This is a genomic window from Photobacterium sp. ABD4_091 (genome assembly GCF_056160145.1).
Map to the genome: position 1 here is coordinate 2,638,928 of NZ_JBSWWQ010000001.1, position 24,348 is coordinate 2,663,275.

At 51.7% G+C, this 24,348-nt stretch carries 19 protein-coding genes; 13 read left to right on the forward strand and 6 right to left on the reverse strand.

All coding sequences use genetic code 11. The annotated features are described in order from the left end of the window. Nucleotides 1-122 precede the first annotated feature (122 nt). Nucleotides 123-1,151, reverse strand: coding sequence for a phage shock protein operon transcriptional activator (gene pspF, locus ACXAGQ_RS12190; protein WP_475254107.1), 1,029 nt, complete (start codon nucleotides 1,149-1,151; stop codon nucleotides 123-125). A 271-nt stretch (nucleotides 1,152-1,422) separates the two neighbouring features. Between pspF and pspA the strand changes: the two genes are divergently transcribed. The 6 genes from pspA to tyrR all read left to right on the forward strand — a co-directional run bounded on the left by pspA (nucleotide 1,423) and on the right by tyrR (nucleotide 7,115). Beyond that, nucleotides 1,423-2,088, forward strand: a complete 666-nt coding sequence (pspA, locus tag ACXAGQ_RS12195; RefSeq protein ID WP_475254108.1) for a phage shock protein PspA — start codon at nucleotides 1,423-1,425, stop codon at nucleotides 2,086-2,088. Nucleotides 2,089-2,178: 90 nt separating this feature from the next. Further along, on the forward strand, nucleotides 2,179-2,409 hold the full coding sequence (pspB, locus tag ACXAGQ_RS12200; protein WP_475254109.1) for an envelope stress response membrane protein PspB: 231 nt from the start codon (nucleotides 2,179-2,181) through the stop codon (nucleotides 2,407-2,409). Beyond that, nucleotides 2,406-2,792 carry an envelope stress response membrane protein PspC gene (gene pspC, locus ACXAGQ_RS12205; protein ID WP_475254110.1) on the forward strand — a complete coding sequence of 129 codons (387 nt, stop codon included), beginning with the start codon at nucleotides 2,406-2,408 and terminating at the stop codon, nucleotides 2,790-2,792. The genes pspB and pspC overlap by 4 nt, the downstream gene beginning before the upstream one ends. Nucleotides 2,793-2,980: 188 nt before the next feature. After that, nucleotides 2,981-4,378, forward strand: coding sequence for a YcjX family GTP-binding protein (locus ACXAGQ_RS12210; protein ID WP_475254111.1), 1,398 nt, complete (start codon nucleotides 2,981-2,983; stop codon nucleotides 4,376-4,378). After that, nucleotides 4,375-5,415 (forward strand): YcjF family protein, encoded by a 1,041-nt coding sequence (locus ACXAGQ_RS12215; protein ID WP_475254112.1) that lies wholly within the window; start codon nucleotides 4,375-4,377, stop codon nucleotides 5,413-5,415. The genes ACXAGQ_RS12210 and ACXAGQ_RS12215 overlap by 4 nt, the downstream gene beginning before the upstream one ends. Nucleotides 5,416-5,579: 164 nt before the next feature. Then, the gene (gene tyrR / locus ACXAGQ_RS12220; RefSeq protein ID WP_475254113.1) at nucleotides 5,580-7,115 is read left to right on the forward strand and encodes a transcriptional regulator TyrR; all 1,536 of its coding nucleotides are present in this window, start codon (nucleotides 5,580-5,582) and stop codon (nucleotides 7,113-7,115) included. Between the two features lie 211 nt (nucleotides 7,116-7,326). Here tyrR and ACXAGQ_RS12225 read toward each other — a convergent pair whose 3' ends face one another. Continuing rightward, on the reverse strand, nucleotides 7,327-7,806 hold the full coding sequence (locus tag ACXAGQ_RS12225) for a methylated-DNA--[protein]-cysteine S-methyltransferase (RefSeq protein ID WP_475254114.1): 480 nt from the start codon (nucleotides 7,804-7,806) through the stop codon (nucleotides 7,327-7,329). A gap of 168 nt (nucleotides 7,807-7,974) precedes the next feature. Here ACXAGQ_RS12225 and rimJ point away from each other — a divergent pair, with 168 nt between their 5' ends. Further along, entirely contained in the window at nucleotides 7,975-8,556 is a 582-nt protein-coding gene (rimJ, locus tag ACXAGQ_RS12230) for a ribosomal protein S5-alanine N-acetyltransferase (protein ID WP_475254115.1), read from the forward strand. Between the two features lie 91 nt (nucleotides 8,557-8,647). On the opposite strand, the gene cydC is transcribed toward rimJ, so the two are convergent. From cydC to ald, 4 genes are all read right to left on the reverse strand, one after another. Then, a complete protein-coding gene (cydC, locus tag ACXAGQ_RS12235; RefSeq protein ID WP_475254116.1) occupies nucleotides 8,648-10,369 on the reverse strand; it encodes a heme ABC transporter ATP-binding protein/permease CydC in 1,722 nt (573 codons plus the stop codon). After that, a complete protein-coding gene (gene cydD / locus ACXAGQ_RS12240; RefSeq protein ID WP_475254117.1) occupies nucleotides 10,362-12,134 on the reverse strand; it encodes a heme ABC transporter permease/ATP-binding protein CydD in 1,773 nt (590 codons plus the stop codon). The genes cydC and cydD overlap by 8 nt, the downstream gene beginning before the upstream one ends. 79 nt (nucleotides 12,135-12,213) lie before the next feature. After that, complete coding sequence (gene trxB, locus ACXAGQ_RS12245; protein ID WP_475254118.1) at nucleotides 12,214-13,176, reverse strand: thioredoxin-disulfide reductase; 963 nt, start codon at nucleotides 13,174-13,176, stop codon at nucleotides 12,214-12,216. 199 nt (nucleotides 13,177-13,375) lie between these two features. After that, nucleotides 13,376-14,497 (reverse strand): alanine dehydrogenase, encoded by a 1,122-nt coding sequence (ald, locus tag ACXAGQ_RS12250; protein ID WP_475254119.1) that lies wholly within the window; start codon nucleotides 14,495-14,497, stop codon nucleotides 13,376-13,378. Nucleotides 14,498-14,653: 156 nt separating this feature from the next. Between ald and lrp the strand changes: the two genes are divergently transcribed. From lrp to ACXAGQ_RS12280, 6 genes are all read left to right on the forward strand, one after another. Further along, nucleotides 14,654-15,148: a leucine-responsive transcriptional regulator Lrp gene (lrp, locus tag ACXAGQ_RS12255; protein WP_255041380.1), complete on the forward strand. Its 495-nt coding sequence runs from the start codon at nucleotides 14,654-14,656 to the stop codon at nucleotides 15,146-15,148. 451 nt (nucleotides 15,149-15,599) lie between these two features. Then, nucleotides 15,600-19,103 carry a DNA translocase FtsK 4TM domain-containing protein gene (locus ACXAGQ_RS12260; protein WP_475254120.1) on the forward strand — a complete coding sequence of 1,168 codons (3,504 nt, stop codon included), beginning with the start codon at nucleotides 15,600-15,602 and terminating at the stop codon, nucleotides 19,101-19,103. A gap of 99 nt (nucleotides 19,104-19,202) precedes the next feature. After that, nucleotides 19,203-19,817: an outer membrane lipoprotein periplasmic chaperone LolA gene (gene lolA, locus ACXAGQ_RS12265; RefSeq protein WP_475254739.1), complete on the forward strand. Its 615-nt coding sequence runs from the start codon at nucleotides 19,203-19,205 to the stop codon at nucleotides 19,815-19,817. A 120-nt stretch (nucleotides 19,818-19,937) separates the two neighbouring features. After that, nucleotides 19,938-21,278: a replication-associated recombination protein A gene (locus ACXAGQ_RS12270; protein WP_475254121.1), complete on the forward strand. Its 1,341-nt coding sequence runs from the start codon at nucleotides 19,938-19,940 to the stop codon at nucleotides 21,276-21,278. Nucleotides 21,279-21,405: 127 nt separating this feature from the next. Further along, nucleotides 21,406-22,713, forward strand: a complete 1,308-nt coding sequence (serS, locus tag ACXAGQ_RS12275; protein ID WP_475254122.1) for a serine--tRNA ligase — start codon at nucleotides 21,406-21,408, stop codon at nucleotides 22,711-22,713. Nucleotides 22,714-22,958: 245 nt separating this feature from the next. Beyond that, nucleotides 22,959-24,332, forward strand: a complete 1,374-nt coding sequence (locus ACXAGQ_RS12280; RefSeq protein WP_475254123.1) for a YjiH family protein — start codon at nucleotides 22,959-22,961, stop codon at nucleotides 24,330-24,332. Nucleotides 24,333-24,348: the final 16 nt, after the last annotated feature.

Here is a 24,348-nt window from a genome sequence, read left to right on the forward strand (position 1 = left end):
GGAAATTTTTTGGAAACAAGATTATAAATTTACCACTAACCCACTCTCTCACCAAGTCACCTCACTAAAATACCTGTTAATTCTGGGTGTTTGATGGACGGAAAGTATACAAAAAAGTGCTATCACTCATTTCCGACCAGTTGATACTTGCGTAATAGGCCCCTCAGTTGATGGTAGCTCAAGCATAGTAACTCGGCGGCTTTGCGCTGGTTAAACTGTGCCTGTTCAAGTGCCTGCTGTAGCATGGCAACCTCCTGATCTTGCTGCCATTGGCGAAAATCGATGGGTAACGACCACTCGCAAGCTGTATCTTGTGTTTGCGGGCTGCCGTCTGCCTGGCTTGCTAATGCGCCGGCTTGGTTGTCATCATCGAGCAACCAGGGCGGCCTGAATGGATCGATAATGATAGTGTCGACCGGCTCATCTTCACGGCTGTGTCGAAACACCGAGCGCTCCACCACGTTTTTTAATTCTCGGATGTTACCCGGCCACGGGAAGCTTTGCAGCTGCTGCTGCGCCTCTAGGGTGAAACCTGCAAAAAAACTGAAATTTAGCTCGCGGCACATTTTCACTGCGTAGTATTCGGCCAGTGGCAAGATATCTTCCTGGCGCTCACGGAGGGGGGGCAGGTGGATGATGTCAAAGGCGAGCCGGTCGAGCAAATCTGAACGGAATTTCCCGTCTGCGGCGAGTTGGGGTAGATCCTCGTTGGTAGCACAGATCAACCGGACATTGGCTTGGCAGGTCTTGCTGCCGCCAACACGCTCGTACTCGCCATATTCGATGACCCGGAGGAGTTTTTCCTGCACCCCCATAGGTGCGGTGGCCAGCTCATCGAGAAATAACGTCCCGTTTTCCGCGCGCTCGAAGCGCCCTTGGTGCTTGCCTTTTGCACCGGTAAAGGAGCCCGCCTCATGGCCGAACAGCTCGGAATCGATTACACCCTCGCTCAGCGCGGCGCAGTTTAGCGAGACCAAAGGTTGATCCCAGCGGCGTGATAGATAATGCAATCGCTGGGCGATCAGCTCTTTACCCGTTCCCCGTTCGCCAATGATCAGGATTGGGCGATCCAGCGGGGCAAGGCGGGAGGTTTGGTCTAGAACGGTGAGAAAAGCCTCTGACTCGCCGATCAGATTATCTGTTTTGCGCATGGTTAATCTCGCTAATAGTTGGCGTAATTAGTTACACCTTAGCAGGCGGCCTGTTGAGGTGTAAAGGTAACCATATGATATATAACAGACAAAAAGTTGGCATGCTTGTTGATATATCAAAGAACATGGCCCTTGGAAGAGCAGATCCTAGTTCCTGGAAGGAGCAGGAGAACTAAATCTGATAGAGCAAGAGCTGACATTAGTTTTTGGCCAGCCAAGCTGGCTGCAGGACCCAGGACCCAGGACCACATTTATTTTAGGAGATGTAATTATGGGCATTTTTTCTCGCTTTGCCGACATTGTTAACGCCAACGTCAATTCCTTGCTGGATAAAGCTGAAGATCCTCAGAAAATGATCCGCCTTATCATCCAGGAAATGGAAGATACGCTGGTTGAAGTACGTACATCCTCTGCACGCGCATTGGCAGACAAGAAAGAGCTGCAGCGCCGTATCCAGGCTATCGAGTTGCAGAGTCGTGACTGGCAGGATAAAGCCAGCTTGGCTATCCAGAAAGGGCGTGAAGATCTTGCGCGCGCTGCGTTGATTGAAAAACAGAAACTCAACGATGTTGCGCTTACCCTGCATGAAGAGTTCAAGCTGGTGGAAGAAACCATCGAGAAGCTGGCTGCGGAAGTCGCTGAGCTTGAGCGTAAGCTGCAGGAAACTCGTGCCCGCCAGCAAGCGCTGGTAATGCGCCACCAGGCAGCGGATACCCGCCGTGACGTTCGTCGCCAATTGGATACTGGTAAGGTAGACGAGGCGCTGTCGAAGTTTGAGCAGTATGAGCGCCGTATCGACGAGATGGAAGCCGAAGCCGATAGTTACAGCATTGGCCGTGGCAAGAACCTGCAGGACGAGTTTGCTGATTTGCAGGCACAGGACGAAATTGAAAAAGAACTTGAGCGCATGAAAGCCAACCTCAAGGACAAAGAGTAATTCACCTTAACGGGAATTGGTTGTTATGATGGCTTTAGCTATTGTGACAATCTAATGAATTGAATCTGCGCGAATTAAAGGAGAAAAATAATGTCTATGGGGTTTATTGTTTGGCCGTTAGTCGTATTCATGATCTTTGTTGCCCCGCTGTGGTTGATCCTCCACTATCGTAGCAAGAAGCATGCAAGTGAAGGGCTGTCTGGCGATGACCAGCAGAAACTGCAGGAGCTGGTGGTTCGCGCAGAGCAGATGCAAGAGCGGATTGTCACCTTGGAGCGGATTTTGGATGCGGAAGTGCCGCAATGGAGGCGTAAATCATGAGTAAAACCCTCTATCGCGATCCGAAAAACGGCAAGCTAGGTGGCGTTTGTGCCGGTGTTGCCGAATACTTTGGTATGGAAATCTGGTTGGTGAGGATCCTCACTGTGTCAGCGTTTTTACTTGGGGTAGGCTTCTTCGTTACCGTGGCCTACATCGCAGCCTGCTTTATCCTTGAGAAGATGCCGGAAGAGCGAAGCCAGCAACAGACCATCTTCCGCGAGCATCATGTCAAGCAGAAGCCCTGGCAAGCAGGAAAACCTGCGGGGCAAATTCTGCACAATGTAGAAGTCGAGCTCGATAATATAGAGCAGGAACTGCGTGATATGGAGTCCTATGTAACTTCCTCGGCCTTTAAGGTAGACCGCGAGTTCCGCAACCTCTAGCGGGCAGGCAAGTACGAAAGCAGGCAATCGCCTGCTTTTCTTTTTCCGGCAAGGAACATTTTCTTCTCTGTATACACAAAGAGTGTGTGATAGGTGAACGTAATGGTTCATCAAGGGTTAATTACGGCCGGTGTATAGTTTGGCTATGAGCTGTTTCGTGCTGTGGATGAATTTTTTCAGGAAAGTGTATGAATCGATTTAGCAATGGGTTGAACAAACTGGTGAACCGGAGTTTAGACCGCCATGTCCGATTGGCGGTGACGGGTCTGTCCCGGGCGGGTAAGACTGCTTTTATTTCTTCACTGGTCAATCAGCTTATGCATGTGAGCACCAATCCGAGGTTGCCACTTTTCACCGCTGTCAGGGATGGTCAGCTATTGGGTGCCAAGCGGGTGCCGCAAATTGATATGCATGTGCCAAAGTTTGCCTATGAAGAGGGCATGGGCGCGTTGCTTTCAACGCCGCCAAGCTGGCCCGAGCCGACCCGGGATGTTAGCCAGACCCGCTTGGCTCTGCGCTACAAGCCGCAGCGTGGGCCGATGAAGTTGTTGCAAGATACCGCGACCTTGTATCTGGATATTGTCGATTACCCCGGTGAGTGGCTGTTGGATTTGCCGCTGCTGGAGCTGGATTTCATGGCGTGGTCGCGCCAGCAGGCCCAGATTTTGAAAGGCAAGCGTGCCGAGCTTGCAGCTGATTGGTTGGCTATGGCCGAGGAGTTTGACCCACTGGCGCCGGCTGATGAAGCGTTGATCGAGCATATCTCGGCGCGGTTCACCGAATACTTGTACAAGTGCAAAACCGAGGGCGGCCTGCACTGGGTGCAGCCGGGACGCTTTGTATTGCCGGGTGAACTGGCCGGGGCACCGGTACTCCAGTTCTTCCCTATGGTTTGGCTGGAGAAAATCACTGAGCAGCAGTGGAATGACGCCAGTGATGAAACCAACCTCGGCATGCTCAAGAGCCGCTACCGCTATTACCAGCAGCATGTGGTGAAGGCGTTTTACAAAGAGCATTTTTCCAAGTTTGACCGCCAGATCATATTGGTTGACTGCCTGCAACCGCTCAATGCCGGGCCGGAGTCTTTCAATGACATGCGCCAGGCTCTGGATCAGCTAATGCAGAGCTTCCGCTATGGCCGCAGCTCGATGCTCAAGCGGCTGTTCTCGCCACGGATAGACAAGGTGCTGTTTGCCGCGACCAAGGCCGATCATGTTACGCCGGAGCAGCATCCCAACCTGGTCAGCTTGCTGCAGCAGCTGGTGAACGAAGCGTGGCAGACTGCCTCGTTCGAGGGGATCAAGATGGATTGTGTCAGCCTGTCGTCGATCCAGGCGACCGAGCCTGGCTTTGTTGACTACCACGGCCGCCAAGTTCCCGCGTTGAGGGGCCATCAGCTTGACGGGCAAGCCAAGACCTTGTTCCCCGGAGAAGTACCGCGCCGGTTGCCGAATGATGCCTTTTGGCAGCAGTCAGGCTTTGATTTTATTAATTTCCGTCCGCTTGAAATGCAAAGCGACGAGCCATTGCCGCATATCCGAATGGATAAGGCGATGGAGTACCTGCTAGGGGACAAACTGCAATGAGTGAGCCGCTAAAAAGTAAAATTGTGTTTGATGAACCCGTCAAGCCTGAGCCTGGTGCTGCTGAAGCGGAGCTGACGTCTCAGCTCCAGTTTGCCGAGCAGGAAAAGAGCTTCTTGCCAGAAACAACAGATAGCGACCAAGACGATGTCGAAGCTGAACTCGATAGGGCACTGCGTGGCAAGCCTAAGCGCCGCTCAGGCTGGCTGAAGGGGCTGCTGGTCGCAGGTGCTGCAATGGTGGGTTGGCAGACGGTGGACTATGTCGTGACAGCCTATCAGGGCGGGGACTGGCTGGCTCTTGGCTGGAGCGTGATTGTTGCTGGTATAGCTGGCGCTGGGATTACCGCTTTGTGGCGTGAGCTACTGAGCCTTCGTCGCTTAAAACAGCGCCAGAGCGAGCGCGAGCAGGCACAGGCGTTTCTGGATGCCGACGGGATCGGTCAGGCCAAGGTGTTTTGCACCAAGCTGGCCAAGCAGGGCAATGTTAAGGAAGAGCATGCCGGCTATGACAAATGGCTCAATTCTCTGGCGGCCACCCATAATGACCGTGAAGTGATGCAACTCTATGATCGAATGGTGCTGGGCCAGCAAGATAAGCTCGCGCGCAAATTGGTGGCGAAATATGCCAGTGAGGCCGCTGTTATGGTTGCAGTTAGTCCGTTGGCCTTGGCCGATATGCTGCTGGTGGCGTGGCGCAACTTCCGCTTGATTGACCAGATTGCCAAGGTATATGGGGTTGAACTGGGTTACTGGTCGCGGATCAAGTTGGTGAAACTGGTGCTGGCTAACATGGCCGTTGCAGGGGCGAGTGAACTGATCGCCGATAGCGGAATGGATATGCTGTCGATGGATTTGGCGGGAAGAATGTCTACCCGGGTCGCGCAAGGGGTCGGGGTTGGCTTACTGACTGGCCGTCTGGGACTCAAGGCGATAAGCCTGATGCGGCCTTTGCCATGGCAGCCCGAAGAGCAGCCTAAACTGAGTGAAATCCGCAGGGATCTGCTCAGCAGGCTAACCCACAAGGAGCGCCAAGAGTAAGGCGTAGCTAATTATATGAAGGCCCATTATGGGTCTTTATTTTTCTTACGATGGATTGATAGTGCGCAACCTCTCAGCTCTGGACGTCAATGACTTGACTCCACTACGGGTAAAGCGCAAACTTCTAGTGTCAACAATTCCTGACACCTTGGAAGATAATAAATATGAGGCTACAAGTCTTTTGTGAAGACCGACTTGGCATGACCCGAGAGCTGCTGGATATCCTTGCGAGCCGGCAAATTGACTTGCGGGGCATTGAAATTGACCGGGTTGGGATTATTTACCTGAATTGCCCTGAAATTGAATTCGAACAATTCAGCCAATTGATGTCGCAGATCCGCCAGTTGGACGGGGTGACTGATGTCAGAAAGATCCAGTTCATGCCGAGCGAGCGTGAACACAAAGAACTGAAAGCATTGCTTGAAGCCTTACCTGATCCGTTTTTCTCTATCAGCTTGCAAGGCAAGATTGACCTGGCCAATGACGCGGCTGAAGTATTGCTTGGCAAAAGCCGTGAAGAAATTGTCGGTGAACATATCCAGACCTTTGTGGGATTTAATGTCCATAATTGGTTAGAGAAAGAAAAAGCCAGCCGCCGCAGTGAGCTGGTGGTGTTGTCCGGCCTTGATTACATGATGGAAGTCATGCCGGTTTATGTGACTGACGAAACCGAAGAGCAGGTACTGGCTAGTGCCGTCATCCTGCTGAAATCTCTATCGGAAGCCAAGATGCCGCTGGCGATGCGCCAGCTCAGCGGTGATAACGGTTTTGAGCATCTTGTGGGTCAGTCATCACGTTTCAAGCAGTTGGTGTCGCAGGCCAAGAAGTTGGCGATGCTGGATGCGCCGCTGCTTATCCAAGGTGAAACCGGTACCGGCAAGGAGATGCTGGCAAGGGCGTGTCACCAGCGCTCGCTGCGCCGCGATAACCCGTTCCTATTGGTCAACTGTATGTCGATGCCGGACAACGCGGCAGAAACCGAACTGTTCGGTATGGCTGCGACAGCTACCGAGCCGGGCAAGAAGGGTATCTTCGAGCAGGCCGATGGCGGTATCGCCTTCCTGTACGAAGTCGGCGAAATGTCCGAACACCTGCAGATCAAACTGCTTCGCTTCCTACAAGACGGTACCTTCCGCCGGGTTGGTGAAGAGAAGGAAATGAAGGTAGATGTGCGTGTGATCTGCTCGACCCAGAAGAAGCTGCCGGAATTGGTGGCGACAGGGCAATTTAGGGAAGATCTGTATTACCGCCTTAATGTCCTGGCGTTGAACGTGCCGCCGCTTCGCGAGCGAACTGCTGATATTGTGCCGCTGGCAGATCTATTCCTGAGCCAGTTTGCCCAGGAGCTGCAGCAGTCAAAGCCGTCTATCTCGCCAGAGGTTGCACAGTACCTGAGCCAATATGCATGGCCTGGCAACATCCGCCAGCTGCGCAATGTCCTGTTCCGTGCCATGACCCAGCTTGAGGGGACGGAGATCAGTGTCGATGATATCCAGTTGCCGGAAAATGAGTCGGCAACGGTGATCAGCGAAGAGACTTTGGACGGCTCGCTGGATGAAATCATGAAGCGCTATGAATCGGGGATCCTTAACAGCCTCTACCGTAGCTACCCGTCGACACGCAAGCTGGCGAAAAGACTGGGTGTTTCGCACACCGCCGTCGCCAACAAGCTACGTGAGTATGGGATCGGAAAACATTAAGCTGCCGATTTAGTCATTGATCAAACGTCAAAGGGAGCCTGAGTGCTCCCTTTGTCTTTTTTAGGTTCTTGGAAAAGCGGGAACGAGGTCCTAGGAGAAGCGGATCCTAGATAAAGCAGTTCCTAGATCCTAGAAAGAGCTAGCCATCTCTGCCATAAATGAAAATCTACACCTAGGAACTAGGATCCAGTAAACCCGTTACCTGGTTTGATTACTTCAACAACTTCAGCTTCCCTTGCTCCAGCTCCCTTAGCTGGCAGATCAGATCTTGGCCATAGCGGCAGCTTTGCTGGGCCTCTACTTCGGTCGCGACCCGGTGGCACGGAATAATAATCGGGATAGGGTTGACGTTTTTGGCCATGCCGATGGCGAGGACGGCTGTGGAGTGTTCGATATGGGTGGCGATTTGTTGGTAAGAACGGTGGCTGTTGTAGGGGATATCACAGATGGCTTGCCACACTTGCTGCTGGAAGTTGGTACCGGGAGGGGCGAGGGGAACAGTGAACTGTTTTCTTTTCCCGTCGAGGTATTCAGCGAGCTGTTGGGTATAAGGGGACATGAAATCTGGGTCATGCTCCCAGTGGCTGTCTGGGGTGAATCCGCCACTGGCGATGGTAAGCTGTCGTAGTCCCTGCTCGTCTGCCAATAAATATATTTTTCCCAATACCGTATCAAGGTGATCGTAATACATAATCTTCACTGTGTTGGTTAGCGTCAAACGCGGCGCGGCTATCACAATGATAGTTCAAACGTTGGGGCAAATCTTTGTCATGAAATAAGTTTATCGCTTAGGTGTATTCATTGTTTGCAGGCTGTGCTAACTTTTCAACATTGCATATGGCAAAAGGATAAAGTGCTGTTGTTTCATTCGATTATCAGCCGGGCAACGTCAATCGACATTGGTGATGCGACGGTCAGGCTTATTTCCACCAAAGATGTGGCGGCGATTACCGCTTACTACCAGCGCAACAGGGCTTTCCTCCAGCCTTGGGAGCCGCTGCGTGAAGAAGCCTTCTTCACTGAAACCGGGTGGCATCGTCGCCTAGAGCAACTGATGCAGTTGCATAAGCATAAAATGGCTTACTATTTTGTGATCCAACAAAAAGGTAGTGACGAGATATGCGGGGTGGTTAATTACAGCAACCTAGTTCGCCACCCTTTCCACGCTTGCCATGTCGGGTATTCGCTTGACCAGGATAGCCAAGGGCAGGGGCTAATGACCAGGGCGCTGGCCGCGGCCAATTGCTGGATGTTCGAAGATCAGAGTTTCCACCGTATCATGGCGGCTTATATGCCCCGCAATGCCAAGAGTGCAGCAGTATTGAAAAAGTGCGGCTTTGTGATTGAGGGTGAGGCAAAGGATTACTTGCTTATCAACGGCAAGTGGGAAGACCATATCCTGACGGCTTGTATCAATGAAGACTGGACGATGCCGGTTTAATTACATATTGCCTATTACCCATGCCGCAAACAAAAAACGAGAGCCTAGTGGCTCTCGTTTTGGTTATGACATATCCAATACAGCGAAATGGTTAGATACGCTGCCAAAGCTCGGTGTAGCGGCCGTTTTGGCTCAGCAGGGCATGGTGCTTGCCTTGCTCGATGATCTCGCCTTCGTCCATCAAGCAGATGTGATCCATGTGCTCTAGGCCAACCAGTCGGTGGGTAATGAACAGTACCGTCTTGTCTTTGGCGTGCTCCAGCAACAAGCTCATGATCTGCTGTTCCGTACGGCGGTCAAGGCCTTCGGTCGGCTCATCCATCAATAGGATAGGGGCATCGTGCAGCAGGGCACGGGCGATACCGATACGGCGGCGTTCACCTCCAGAAATCTGGCGGCCGCCTTCGCCTAGCCAAGTATCCAAGCCTTTGCCTTCTAGCAATGCGCTTAGCCCAACTTTATCCAATACATCGCTGAACTCTTCGTCTGTGCCTGCCGGTTTGGCAAGCAGCAGGTTCTCGCGCAGTGAGCCATTGAAGACATCAACGCGCTGGCTGACAACAGTAATGGCTTTACGTAAAGGCGCTTCCTGCCACTGCGGCAGCGAGACACCATCGAGGGTGATCTGCCCTTGCTGCGGATCCCAGTTGCGCGTGATGAGCTGCAATAATGTTGATTTACCACAGCCTGTACGGCCAAGTAACGCAACCTTCTCACCTGCACCGATAGCCAAAGAGATATTCTTCAGTACCGGCTCGTCGCTACCGTAGTAGGTGTAGCTAATGTCCTGGATATCCAGCGCCCCTTTAACCTCGGCACTGTGGCCGTTGGCATCAAACGGGGTATCCGGTGTGGCTTCAATGATTTCATTGAGTCGGCGGGCTGAAGTCAGGGTTTGCCCCAGGTATTGGAATGCGCCCGCGACAGGCATCATCAGCTCGAAGCTTGCCATGGTTGCGAAGGCCACCATCGCCACAAACGGATCCGGTGCTTGGCCTGCAATACCATCGGCAGCCATCCAGGTGATCAATACCAAGGTCCAGCCAGTTGCCGCCATCAGGATGGCATTGGCAAGGCCGGTGAGGTTAGCCATCTTGCGCTGGGCATTCAGCAGGGATTGCTGCTCATCCAGAGCCGCGTTGTAATAGCGGTCTTCGGCATTGAAAAGCAATAACTCGGCATTGCCCTGGATCCAATCGAGCATCTTCACCCGGTAATTGGCCTTAGCCATGGTCAGGGTTTCACCGTTGGATTTACCCAGGCGGTAGAAAATAACCGGCAAGATCAGCATCAGCCCCAGCAAAATGGCACCCAAAGTCAGGCCAATGGTTGGGTCGAACCACGCCAAGAAACTGGTAATCGCCAACAGGCCGATGACACCCACCAATAATGGGCTGACCAAACGCAGATAGACGTGATCCATGGCATCAACATCAGCCACCAAACGGTTGAGCAGGTCAGCATCGCGCAGGTTGGTCTGGCGACCCGGGATCAGTGGTGTCAGCTTGCGGAAGAAGAACAAACGCAAGTCAGCCAGTAGTTTGAACGTCGCATTGTGGCTGACCACGCGCTCACCCCAGCGCCCTGCGGTACGGGCAATCGAGAAGCCACGTACGCCGGCACCCGGCAACATGTAGTTGAAGGTTTCGCGGGCAATCGTCAGGCCAGCTACCGCAGAAGCCGCAATGAACCAGCCCGATAGGGTCAACAGGCTCATGGCAGCCAACAGGGTACCTAATCCTAATAGCATGCCAAGTGTCAGGCCGAACCAGTGTTTACGGTATAGCTTGAGGTAAGGGATTAAATCACGCATCGAGATCCCTCCTGTCGGTATGGGCTAACATGTCGGCAAGCAAGCCTTGCTCACGGATCTGTTCGAATGGGCCATTCTGGACCAGTTTGCCGTCTTCCATCACCATGACACGGTCCATGGCGGCGAGTTGGTCGAGGCGGTGGCTCACCATCAGTGTGGTTTGGCCGCTGACCGCTTTTTTCAAACTTTCAAGCACCAAATGCTCAGAGTTGGCGTCCAGGCTGGCGGTTGGCTCATCCAGGATCCAGAAAGCACCGCTTTGCAGCATGGCACGGGCTACCGCAATACGCTGTGCCTGGCCGACAGACAGGCCGCCAGAGCGATCACCGACTTGATGCTGGTAACCTTTCTCTAGTCGCTGAATAAACTCATCGGCATAGGCTTGCTGCGAGACTTGCTTGATGTGCTCGTCGGTTGCCAGTGGGTTGCCCAGGGTAATGTTATCGCGAACTGTACCATGCAGTAGCAGTGGGTTTTGTCCCACCCAGCTAATTGCCTGGCGCCATTGGCTCTGATCTAGCCCGTTGAGCTCGGTGCCGTTGATTTTCAAGCTGCCACGGTAAGGCAAGAAGCCCAATAGCGCATTGAGCAGGCTGGTTTTTCCGGCACCACTTGGACCAACCAGTGCTACTTGCTCATGAGCATTGATACTGAAGTTCAGCGGGCCTGCCAGTACCTGACCCTGCGGGCTCAGTACTTCCAGCTGGTCGGCACTGATGGAGATAGTCTCAGGCGAGTCGAGGTTGGTTTGACCTTGGCTCATGCCGTCAGCTTCGCTGTCGAGGAACTCAACAATGGACTCTGCCGCGCCAATAGCCTGGGCTTTTGCATGGTAAAACGTGCCCAAGTCACGCAGTGGCTGGTAGAATTCTGGCGCCAGTACCAAGATGAACAGACCGGTAAACAAGCTGATTGGTACGCCGTAGTGGCCGAAGTTAAGCTCACCAATAAATGAGAAACCAAAGTAAACCGCAACGATTGCCACTGAAATTGCTGAGAAGAACTCCAATACCGCTCCGGATAGGAAGGCCATCCGCAAGACTTCCATGGTGCGTTTGCGCAGTACATGCGAAGCGGCGTGAAGATTTTCAGCTTCGGCTTCGGCACGGTTGAACAAGCGCAGGGTCGACAAGCCTTGCAAGCGGTCATAAAAGTGACCGGAAAGGCGTTGCAGCGCCTTGAAGTTACGGCGGTTGGCATCAGCAGCGCCTAGACCGACCAGGGCCATGAACATAGGAACCAAGGGTGCAGTGATAAGGAAAATCAGACCGGCAGCCCAGTTCAGCGGGAAGACGGCAAACAGGATCACCAAAGGAACCAGTACTGCAATCGACATCTGCGGGATATAGCGGGAGAAGAAGTCTTGCATTTCTTCTACTTGCTCAAGCACAAGGCTTGCCCAGACACCAGCAGGCTTGCCTTTGATATAGGCAGGGCCTAGCTCCTGCAAACGCTGAAGGATCAGTTGGCGGATATGCAACCGGATTTGTTCGCCGCAGCGGTAGCCGAAAATTTCCCGCCCCCAGCTACAGGCTGCGCGCAGGCCGACGACAACGAACAGGCCGGCGAAACTGGAAACCAGCTGGTATTTATCTGTGTGTTCAATAATGAGTTGGTGCAGGATATGGGCAAGCAAAGCCGCTTGGCCAACGAGTAGCAACCCCGACAAGAACCCCAGGCCGACACTGAGCATGAGCCAGCGTTTAGCCAGCTTACTCTGTGATTTCAACCATTTGGTTAAATCGCGTTGTAATTGTTTATCCATATTAAATTCTTGAGCCGCTAAGGGAGCCGGCTTGAAAAGTGAAGGCTAAAAAGGCCACCTTGAAAGGTGGCCATCAGTATTATTTTTGTTCTTCTAGCGCGTCGAGGAAGCGCTCGGCATCAAGCGCTGCCATACAGCCTGTGCCTGCTGATGTGATGGCCTGACGGTAGGTGTGATCCATAACATCACCCGCAGCAAAGATACCTTCTACGCTGGTTTGGGTCGCGTTACCTTCGGTACCAGATTGTACCTTGATGTAACCGTTGTTCATTTCAAGCTGGCCTTCGAAAATACCTGTATTAGGCTGGTGGCCGATTGCGATGAAGGCACCCATCACATCCAGGGTCTCGGTGGCATCAGATTGGGTATCCTTAATGCGAACAGCCGTTACGCCCATGTCGTCGCCCAGTACTTCATCCAGTACACGATCGGTGTGCAGGATAATGTTGCCGTTTTCGACTTTGTCCATCAGTCGCTTGATCAGGATCTTCTCTGAGCGGAAAGTGTCACGACGGTGGATCAGGTGCACTTCCGAAGCGATGTTCGACAGGTAAAGCGCTTCTTCAACGGCAGTGTTACCGCCACCGACAACGGCAACCTTTTGGTTGCGGTAGAAGAAACCGTCACAGGTCGCACAGGCAGAAACACCGCGGCCTTTGAATAGCTCTTCGGACTCAAGGCCAAGGTATTTGGCTGATGCACCTGTAGAGATGATCAATGCATCACAGGTGTATTCGCCGCTATCGCCTTTGAGGCGGAAAGGACGCTGGCTAAAATCAGTTTCATTGATGTGATCAAAAATGATTTCGGTTTCGAATCGCTCGGCATGTTCTTTCATGCGATCCATCAAGCCCGGGCCGGTTAGGCCTTCGGCGTCACCTGGCCAGTTTTCAACTTCTGTGGTGGTGGTGAGCTGACCACCTTGCTGCATACCCGTGATCATTACCGGGTTTAGGTTGGCACGAGCAGCATAAACTGCAGCCGTGTAACCAGCAGGACCAGAACCAAGGATGAGCAGTTTACAATGTCTTACGTTACTCATTACTTCTCCAGGCTGAATGAGATTTTTGATCTTGTGAAGGGTGATTGTAGGTAAATTGACGCGCTATGGAAAGAGGGGATTGTAGCGCATGCTTTTCCCTGTAAAGTCACGCTGCCGAGGTTGATTCCCAGCAGCGGTGATAATTTGTTTAGATGAATTTGCTATAAGTGATAGCTAGTGGTTATATATGAATCACGTGCTAGTACATGCTTATCGCAACTGTCGGATCGGTATAGTGTAAGTCAAAGCTGTCGGCTACTTCTTTGCAGGTGACTTTCCCGTGAATGACGTTCATGCCTGCAAGGAATCCCGGATCATCCAATAGCGCTTTCTTATAGCCAAGATTGGCCAGTTTAATCACATAGGGCAGGGTGGCATTATTCAGGGCAAAAGCCGATGTTCTGGCCACCGCCCCTGGCATGTTGGCAACACAGTAATGCACCACATCATCGATGATGTAGGTGGGCTCGGTATGGGTTGTCGGGCGGGAGGTTTCAAAGCACCCGCCTTGGTCAATCGCGACATCAACCAGCGCAGACCCAGGCTTCATCTGCCTGACGTGTTCGGCAGTGATCAGCTTAGGCGCCGCCGCGCCGGGGATAAGCACCGCGCCAATGATAATGTCGGCTTCAGGTACCAGCCTATCAATGATTTCTGATGTTGAGTAAATCAAATTCACGGCCCCTTTAAACTCGCAGTCCAACGCCCTTAGCGTATCTACATTGCGGTCTAAGAGAGTGACATTGGCCCGCATGCCGACAGCCATCCGGGCAGCATTGGAGCCGACGACACCGCCCCCTAATATAAGCACGTTGGCAGGTTCGACACCGGGTATACCGCTAAGCAGCAAGCCGCGCCCACCGTTAGAATTCTCTAGTGTTTGGGCACCTGCTTGGATAGACATTCTGCCAGCGACTTCTGACATCGGGGCTAGAAGCGGTAATTTGCCTGAGGAATCAGTGACGGTTTCGTAAGCAATACAGACAGCTTTGCTGTCTATTAGGTCTTTTGTTTGCGGAAAATCTGGTGCAAGATGGAGATAAGTGAATAAAATCTGCCCTTCACTCAGCATGGCTCTTTCTACTGCTTGAGGCTCTTTTACTTTGACAATCATCTCTGATCTGGTAAAAACTTCTTTAGCGTTAGAAATAATTGTAGCGCCTGCGTTCTCATAGTCTGAGTCTGACAGCCCGATCCCGACACCGGCATGGGTTTCGACCAGTACTTGATGACCGAGTGATGTGAGCTCACGTACACTGCTGGTGACTAGGCCAACACGGTATTCGTGATTTTTGATTTCTTTTGGAACTCCAATAATCATGCTGCTCCTCCCTTGGCATCCAGTATGATTGGCTATTGACAAGGATGTAAATGCAGATCTATTGGCAGTATAGTTTGACTAACAGAGTATTTGATTCTAAAAAATAGAAAGATGTAGTATATTTTTTTGCAAGGAAGTAAGAAGGTGGAATAAAAAATGGTAGATACCAAGAAAAAACCATCCAAGGAATTGGATCGTATTGACCGTAACATTTTGAATGAACTTCAAAAAGATGGTCGTATTTCAAATGTAGAGTTATCCAAGCGTGTCGGCTTGTCGCCAACACCATGTCTTGAGCGTGTACGACGCCTAGAGCGTCAGGGCTACATCAGTGGCTACACCGCGCTGCTAAACCCGCAGTACCTTGATGCCTCCCTATTGGTTTTCGTTGAAATCACACTAAACCGTGGTGCGCCGGATGTGTTTGAGCTATTCAATGCATCGGTGCAGGAGCTCGAAGACATCCAGGAATGCCACTTGGTATCTGGTGATTTCGACTACCTGCTGAAAACCCGTGTAGCTGACATGTCAGCATACCGTAAGTTGTTGGGTGAAACCCTGCTGCGCCTTCCTGGTGTGAACGACACCCGTACCTACGTGGTCATGGAAGAAGTGAAGCAGACTAACAACCTTGTGATCAAAACACGTTAAGCTTCACTGTTTAAATAAGGTACATCCAAATATTTGGGTAGTTCAAACAAGCGGCCTATCAGCCGCTTGTTTTGTTTCTGGCATATTGTTTTGCATCTGGCACCTTGTTTCGTTTCTGGTGTCGAGTTATGAAAGCGCCAAGCTATCAACAGATTGGCTAAGTTAGCCATTACTAACCCAAGGTGCTGGGATTTTCAGCACATCCTGACAAATTATTACCGTCCCGTCCTATATCCATCTTATCAAAATGGCAAAATATGACGCTATCTAGTATAAGATAGGCATTAGTTTTACTGGCGCCTGACACGCCATCAGCCATTGGCATAATAATAACAATGAGCAGGGATGTCCTTGTTCTGCTGGTTAAAAAAGATTCAGCGTATCACTCCCGTTGCCTTGAACATGGCTGGAGGGTGGGCGTTAGAGCAATTTGTTACATCGGAGTGTTTTTTTGAGGAAAGTAAAGGGCAAAAAGCAGCCTAAAATGCGCCTTTCCGGGGGACAGCGCTTACTGGAAAGTTTCCTAATCATCGGCATTTTGTCGGCGATTTTCATCATGGTTGCGCTGTTGAGTTTCGATCCTGCAGACCCTTCATGGTCACAAACCGCATGGGAGGGGCCGGTACAGAACAAAGCAGGGGCCTTCGGCGCCTTGGTGGCCGATACCTTATTCTTTACGTTTGGCTCGCTAGCCTATCCATTGCCTGCTGTCATCATTCTTGCGGCCTGGGTTCTCTTCCGTCGCCGCCGGCAGCCTCTCAAGCTGGACTACATGATTTATGGCACCCGCCTGCTCGGCTTGTTGATCATCTTTGTAACCAGCTGCGGGCTGGCCGATCTCAACTTTGATGATATTTGGTACTTCTCTTCCGGCGGCGTGATTGGCGATGTAGTGTCAAATATGGCTCTGCCGCTGTTCAATCTGCTTGGGGCAACATTGGTTCTGATGTTCGCCTGGGCGGTGGGGTTCACCCTGTTTACCGGGATCTCCTGGCTCACCATTGTCGATATCATCGGCGAGACGGTACTTGGCTCGCTGGCGTGGCTACTGAACAAGGTTCGCTCTGACAAGTCAGAGACATTAACGCCATTTGCAGCTGATATCCCTGATGAACACCAGACCGAGTTTGGCCGCCAGCTGGCCATGCAGCAAACAGAACCTGAGCCCGATGCCGATGATGTCCTGCTCGCTTCGAGCAGCCGTGCTTCTTCTGAGCCGGGTGATGACAGGAACCGATTTGCCCGCCAGGAGCCAAGCTTCGGCCAGACGGGGCAGCATGATCCGTTACTGGATGGGGCAGGGCTTCAAGCTGATCCATTAATGGATTCCAGCGAACCTAAGATTGTTATGCCTGAGCGTCACCGCCAAGCCCAAGCCCAAACGATAGCGACCGCCGCGGCTGTGACGGCTGCAACGGCTTCGGCAACGGCACAAGCAGAAGCGGGTACCGAGTCGGTAGTAGCCGAAGAGCTGCCAGTCAGCCAGCCTGCCATCCATACCCAAACGCCTTCGCAACACAGTACCCCTGTTGTTCAACAGGCTCAGCCGCAATCGGCTGAACCTATCGAGCCAGCTGCCGTGGGCACCCCTGAAGCTCATGTACCAGCGCAGACGAGTGAAGCTATTGCTGAAGAGGTTGTTGATGTTCAGTCCACCCAGCAAGCCAAAGGCATGACGATTGCCGAGCTGGAAAGGCAGCTTGATATCGATGAGAACTTTACGGTGTATGTTGATGAGGGGCAGAGTCCATCTCCGGCTTCAACACCGGTAATGGATAACACGGTAAATAATGAAGCTATTGCGGCGACGGCTGCGCTAGCTGCTGCAGAGGCAACTGTAACTGAAGAGGCGATTTCTAAGGCGCCGATTGCTGAGATGCCTGTTACTGAGGTTTCCGTTTCTGAGTTGCCTATTGCTGAGGTATCTGTTGCTAAGGAGCCTGGTTCTTCAGAGCCTCAAATTGCATCCGAGGCAGAACTGTCGGCAGGCATGTCATTTAACATTGATGATTTCGTTCCTGAAACAACCGAAGCGCATTCATCGTCGGTTCATTTCGAGCCTGTTACAACAGAGTCTCATGTTGCTCAACCTGAGGCTGTTGCACAACCAAGCACTGTCGTTCAACCTGCTACTTTCGAGCCTGTTGCTGAATCAGAGCCGGTGTACCAACAACAAAGCACAATGGTTGAAGCCCTGCCGGAGGTATTAACAGCCACCGCTGCGCCTGGCAATACTGAAATGGCACACGACATTGAAATTGGTGTCCAGGATGGCATGTCCGAGCTTGAGCGCGCTGAGCGTGAAATCGCACCCGCTGAAGAGGTTAGCGAAGAAAGCTTGAGTGACGAAGAAGCCTTCCTCAAGAAAATTCGCGATGCCCAGAAGGCACAGGCGCAAGCCGCTGGCTTGGATAACCCCTTCTTGATGAAGCGCGAAGCCGATTTACCGGCTCCGACCTCACCAATGCCAACGCTTGATTTGCTGGCACCGCCGAAGCAAAACGTTCAGCCGACCACCGAGGCAGAGCTGAAACAGACGGCCATGCTGGTGGAAGCCAAGCTGGCTGACTACAAGATCAAAGCCAAGGTGGTTGGGGTCTATCCAGGGCCTGTGATCACCCGTTATGAGTTGGATCTTGCACCTGGCGTTAAAGTCAGCCGTATTTCTGGCCTTGCCAAAGACTTGGCGCGTGCCTTGTCAGCCTCTGCGGTCCGTGTGGTTGAAGTGATTCCGGGCAAGCCGTATATCGGCTTGGAGCTACCCAACGTGAACCGTGAAACGGTTTATATGTCTGAGGTAGTGGCGAGTGATAACTTCCAGCAGAAAAAGAGTGCCCTGCCAATTGTTCTCGGCTACGACATTGCCGGTGAAGCGGTTGTGGCAGACCTAAGCAAGATGCCTCACTTGCTGGTGGCCGGTACGACCGGTTCTGGTAAGTCGGTGGGTGTGAACGTGATGATTTTGAGCTTGCTATACAAATGTAAGCCGGAAGATTGCCGCTTCATCATGATTGACCCGAAAATGCTGGAATTGTCTATCTACGAGGGCATTCCGCATCTATTGACCGAGGTGGTTACCGATATGAAAGATGCCAGCAATGCCTTGCGCTGGTGTGTCGGTGAGATGGAGCGTCGCTACAAGCTGATGGCAGCTTGTGGGGTACGTAATTTGGCTGGTTTCAATGCCAAGCTGGAAGAGGCGGCAGCTGCCGGTCACCCAATCCATGACCCGCTTTGGAAGCCGGGCGATAGCATGGATGAGTACCCACCACTGCTGGAAAAAATGCCAAGCATTGTGGTTATCGTCGATGAATTTGCCGATCTGATGATGGTTGTTGGTAAGAAGGTTGAAGAGCTGATTGCCCGATTGGCGCAGAAGGCACGTGCGGCGGGGATCCACTTGGTGCTGGCAACCCAGCGTCCTTCGGTGGATGTGATCACCGGCCTCATCAAGGCCAATATCCCAAGCCGTATGGCGTTTACCGTTTCGACCAAAACCGATTCGCGCACCATCCTAGACCAAGGTGGCGCAGAATCCTTGCTCGGTATGGGTGACATGCTTTACTTGCCAGCAGGTAGCAACCACCCTGTCCGCGTTCACGGTGCGTTTGCCTCGGATGAAGATGTACACAACGTGGTCAATGATTGGAAGGCAAGGGGTAAACCTCAGTATATCGAGGGTATTCTTGAAGCTGACCAAGGAGCCGATGGCTTGTTGCCGGGTGAAACCCCAACAGGTGGCGATGACGATTTGGATCAGTTGTTTGACGAAGTGGCCGCGTTTGTCGCCGAATCACGCCGAGGTTCAGTGTCTGGTGTCCAGCGCCGCTTCAAGATTGGTTATAACCGTGCCGCGCGCATTGTCGAGCAGCTTGAAGCCCACGGCATTGTGAGTGCACCGGGCCACAACGGTAACCGTGAGGTGCTGGCACCGCCACCGCCGCCTCGCGATTAACCAATTTCGTGATTAACGTTTGATTGAACACAAGACAACTGTAACTACCATGCCTGCTACGATCTAAGGGCAGGCATTAGAAAAGGGTTTAACACAATGATTAAAAAAGTGCTTTTGAGTATGTTGGTTGCTGGACCATTGCTAATGGCAGGTCAGGCCCAGGCTAACCCGCAGCAGGAACTGAGCACCCGTTTAGGTAAAGTGAATGCCTTTAGTGCCGACTTTACCCAAACTGTCGTAAGCCCTGAGGGGAGCCTGCTGGTAGAAGGTACCGGTGATGTATCCATCAAGCGGCCGAACCTGTTCCGCTGGAACACCGAAACGCCGGATGAAAACATCTTGATCTCTGACGGCAAGACACTGTGGTACTACAGCCCGTTCATCGAGCAAGTGACAGCGATGTGGCTAAACGATGCTACGGATCAAACCCCGTTTGTGCTGTTGACCCGCAACAGTGCGACTGACTGGGCCAACTATAACGTCTCGCAAACCGCAGATACTTTTACCCTGACACCGAAAAGCGGTGCATCATCAATGGGTAAATTTATAGTTACTGTTGCCAAGTCAGGCGAAGTACGCAGTTTCTCGGTGGTAGAGCAAGACGGCCAGCGCAGCAACTTCAAGCTGTCTAAGTTCAACAAAGCAATGCCTGCATCTAGCCTGTTTACCTTCACGCCACCACAGGGCGTAGAATTGGATGACCAGCGCAACTAGGAATGTGTAATAACTAAGCTGGTACAATAACTAGGCGGCTTATCTAGGCCGCCAACAGTGAAGTAATTGACTTAGGTGGTACGCTTGTACCACCTAATTTTGTTTTAAGGAGCGGAGATTTTGAGTAATTTCAGCCTGGACTTTTCATCAGATTTCCGCCCGCTGGCGGCAAGAATGCGTCCGCGTACCGTGCAGGAATACATTGGCCAGAAGCATATTCTAGCCGAAGGCAAGCCGCTGAGGCGTGCGCTGGAAGCAGGGCACCTACATTCGATGATTCTATGGGGTCCACCAGGTACCGGTAAAACCACATTGGCAGAGGTGGCAGCCCACTATGCCAATGCCGAAGTCGAGCGTGTGTCGGCGGTAACATCAGGGGTGAAAGATATCCGCGCTGCCATCGACAAGGCCCGTGATAACAAAATGGCCGGCCGTCGCACTATCTTGTTTGTCGATGAGGTCCATCGCTTTAACAAGAGCCAACAGGATGCCTTCTTGCCTCACATTGAAGACGGTACAGTGACCTTTATCGGCGCAACGACAGAAAACCCATCTTTTGAGCTTAACAACGCATTGTTGTCTCGCGCCCGGGTGTACAAGCTAAAATCTTTGGATACTGATGAAATCCTAGAGGTGATTGAGCAAGCGCTGGAAGACAAAGAGCGAGGCGTTACCGAGAGCAACTTGGTGTTTGTCGATGAGGTCAAAGAACGTTTGGCCGAGTTAGTCGGTGGTGATGCCCGCATGTCGCTGAACTATCTTGAACAGCTGATTGATATGGCCGATGAGGATAAGCAGGGCAATAAGCAGATCACCTTGGCGTTGCTAGCTGAAGTCGCCGGCGAGAAAATTGCTCGCTTCGATAACAAGGGCGATTTGTGGTACGACATGATTTCAGCGGTTCACAAGTCAATCCGTGGCTCGAGCCCAGACGGCGGACTGTATTGGTATGCCCGTATGCTGCAAGCTGGTTGTGATCCGCTCTATGTCGCCCGCCGTTTGCTGGCGATTGCCTCGGAAGATATTGGCAATGCCGATCCACGGGCGATGCAGGTCGCAGTTTCTGCTTGGGATTGTTTTACCCGAGTGGGCGCTTATGAAGGCGAGCGGGCAATTGCCCAAGCGATTGTTTACTTGGCCTGTGCGCCGAAAAGCAATGCGGTCTACACGGCCTTTAAACAAGCCAAGTTGGATGCGGCTAACTATCCTGATTATGAAGTGCCGCATCACTTGCGTAATGCGCCGACCAAACTGATGAAGGAAATGGGCTACGGCGAGGAATATCGTTATGCCCATGACGAGCCCGGCGCCTATGCGGCTGGCGAGAGCTATTTCCCACCGGAGTTAGCGGGCACTCGCTACTATCAGCCGACAAACCGGGGCTTAGAGACCAAAATTTCCGAAAAGTTAGATTATCTTGCTTCTTTAGATGCAAAAAGCGCCTCAAAGCGCTATCAATAATAGGGCTTTTTGGGTATTGTTGAGGGATCAGCGTTAGGTTGCCTAACGCCTTCTGAATAATAAATTATTTAGCCATCAACTTGGTTAAATAGTGTGCACTTTAGAACATTATGAGCACAGGATTAGCATGCTAGATTCTAAATTACTTCGAACTGAGCTGGACGCAACAGCCGAAAAATTAGCGCGCCGTGGTTACACTCTTGATGTAGAGCTACTACGTTCCCTAGAAGAAAAACGTAAGTCACTTCAGATCAAAACTGAAGAGCTTCAGGCACTGCGTAACTCCCGATCGAAGTCCATTGGCCAAGCGAAAGCGAAGGGCGATCACGAAGAAGCTGAGCGTATCCTTGCTGAAGTTGGCAACCTAGGCTCTGAGCTGGACGACGCGAAAAAAGCACTGGCTGCGCTTCAGTCTGAGCTAGACGCTATCGTACAAACGATTCCAAACCTGCCGGACGATTCTGTTCCTGCTGGTAAAGACGAAAACGAGAACGTAGAAATCTCTCGCTGGGGTCAGCCTCAGTCTTACGATTTCGAAGTGAAAGACCACGTTGACCTAGGTGAACTGGCTGACGGTCTTGATTTCGCAAGCGCGGTTAAGCTGTCTGGCGCACGTTTCATCGTGATGAAAGGCCAGTTTGCTCGCCTGCACCGTGCAATCGCTCAGTTTATGCTGGATCTGCACACTGACGAGCACGGCTACACAGAGATGTACGTACCGTACCTAGTGAACTCTGACAGCCTATTCGGTACAGGCCAGCTGCCTAAGTTCGGTGCTGACTTGTTCCACACTCAGCCGCTGACTGAGAAAGTGAATGACGAAGAGCCACGTACCCTGTCTTTGATCCCGACAGCAGAAGTGCCAGTTACTAACATGCTGCGTGACACGATTTCTGAAGAAGCAGACCTGCCTGTTAAGATGACAGCGCACACGCCTTGTTTCCGTTCAGAAGCCGGTTCTTACGGTCGTGACACCCGTGGTCTTATCCGTATGCACCAGTTCGACAAAGTTGAGCTAGTACAGATCACTCGTCCAGAAGATTCAATGGACGCACTGGAAGAGCTAACAGGCCACGCTGAGAAAGTACTTCAGCTGCTTGAATTGCCTTACCGTAAGGTGATCCTATGTACAGGTGACATGGGCTTCGGCGCTGTGAAGACTTACGACCTAGAAGTATGGGTTCCAGCACAGGAAACTTACCGTGAGATCTCTTCTTGTTCTAACTGTGGTGACTTCCAGGCTCGCCGTATGCAAGCTCGCTTCCGTCGTAAAGGCGAGAAGAAGCCTGAGCTAGTTCACACCCTGAACGGTTCTGGTCTAGCGGTTGGCCGTACTATGGTCGCTATCCTAGAGAACAACCAGGAAGCTGACGGTCGTATCCGTATCCCTGAAGTACTTCGCAAGTACATGAACAACGTGACTCACATCGGTTAATCCGATACGCGGACGTTCAAATAGAACACCAACAAAAACCCAGCCAATTGGCTGGGTTTTTTATTGCTTGGGTAAAATGAATAAAAAATAACCATCTGGTAATATGAGTCAGTACTGGTTTTTTATGCGATAAAAGTGATTATTTTGTCGTTTTGCTATTGTATCCTGTATTGTATTCGATATAATCGCGTCATTGAGATTTTATTCACTTTTATTGAAAGTGTAATCATTCAGGAAGCAGTAGAATGACAGATACCCTTTTAGCGCAAAACAACCACAAGACCAGCCGGAATGTGCTGATGTTCGCCATTCCATCTTTACTTGGCTTGTTCTTTTTCTTGGCGCCGCTGACCGTCAACGGCGATTTTACCTTCCCGCTAGCCTTGATGGCTAAAGGCTTCAAGGCCGTGCTGGGTGACGCTATCTTGCCGTTGGTGACGGCGGTGATCTGTTTGTCTGCTGTGGTTTCAGTACTGGCAAGTGTGGCAAAACCGACTTTTGTAACGCAATCTCCTTTGCTAACTCGCCTGTTTGTATTGAGCCCAACGTGGTTGGTTATTCGTAGCTTGGGTGCGGTATTTACCCTGGCAGCGCTTCATCAGGTAGGCCCAGAAATGTTCTGGAATGAAAATACCGGTGGTTTGGTGCTGCATGATCTGCTGCCTTCACTGTTTGTTACTTTCATCTTTGCCGGCTTGCTATTGCCGCTACTGCTTAACTTCGGTTTGCTAGAGTTGCTAGGTACCTTACTGAGTAAGTTTATGCGTCCGGTGTTCAGACTACCGGGGCGTGCTGCGATTGACTGTATTTCATCTTGGTTAGGTGACGGTACGGTTGGGGTTATCTTGACCAGCAAGCAGTACGAGCAGAAGAAGTATACTGCCCGTGAAGCCGCTGTAGTTGCGACCATGTTCTCACCGGTTGGTATCTCTTTCTCGCTAGTGGTATTGACCCAAGTTGGCCTGCAGAACTATTTCGTCCCATTCTATGCTGCCATTTGTTTGTCGGGCGTAGCTGCTGCGATGGTTATCCAGTTCCTGCCACCTCTGTCATACAAAAAAGATGTGTACATTGATGGTACTGCGCCTAACCGTGATGACGAACTGGTACCGGAAGGCCAGTCAGCAATGAGCTTCGGTATGGACTTGGCCCTGCAGCGTGCCGATAAAGTAAAAAGCCTGGGTTCGGTCGCCAAAGAAGGTATTCACAATGCGTTGGATATGGTGATTGGGGTACTGCCAGTGGTAATGGCTATTGGTACGCTTGGCCTGGTAGTCGCTGAAACGACACCGCTTTTCTCTCTGCTGGGCGCACCATTTGTACCGCTGCTTGAGCTACTGAATGTTGCTGAAGCACAAGCAGCTGCGCAGACAATGCTAGTTGGTTTCACTGACATGTATGTACCGTCAATCATCGCTGCGTCGAGCATCGATGCTGAGATGACCAAGTTTGTTGTCGCTGCACTGTCTGTTACTCAGTTGATCTTCATGTCAGAAACGGGCTCGGTGATCCTTAGCAGCAAGGTGCCAATCAACTTCCTTGAGCTGGTGGCAATTTTTGTACTGCGTACCCTAGTGACGCTGCCAATTATTGTCGCGATTGGCCACCTAATCTTCTAAACCATTTGTTTAGAGT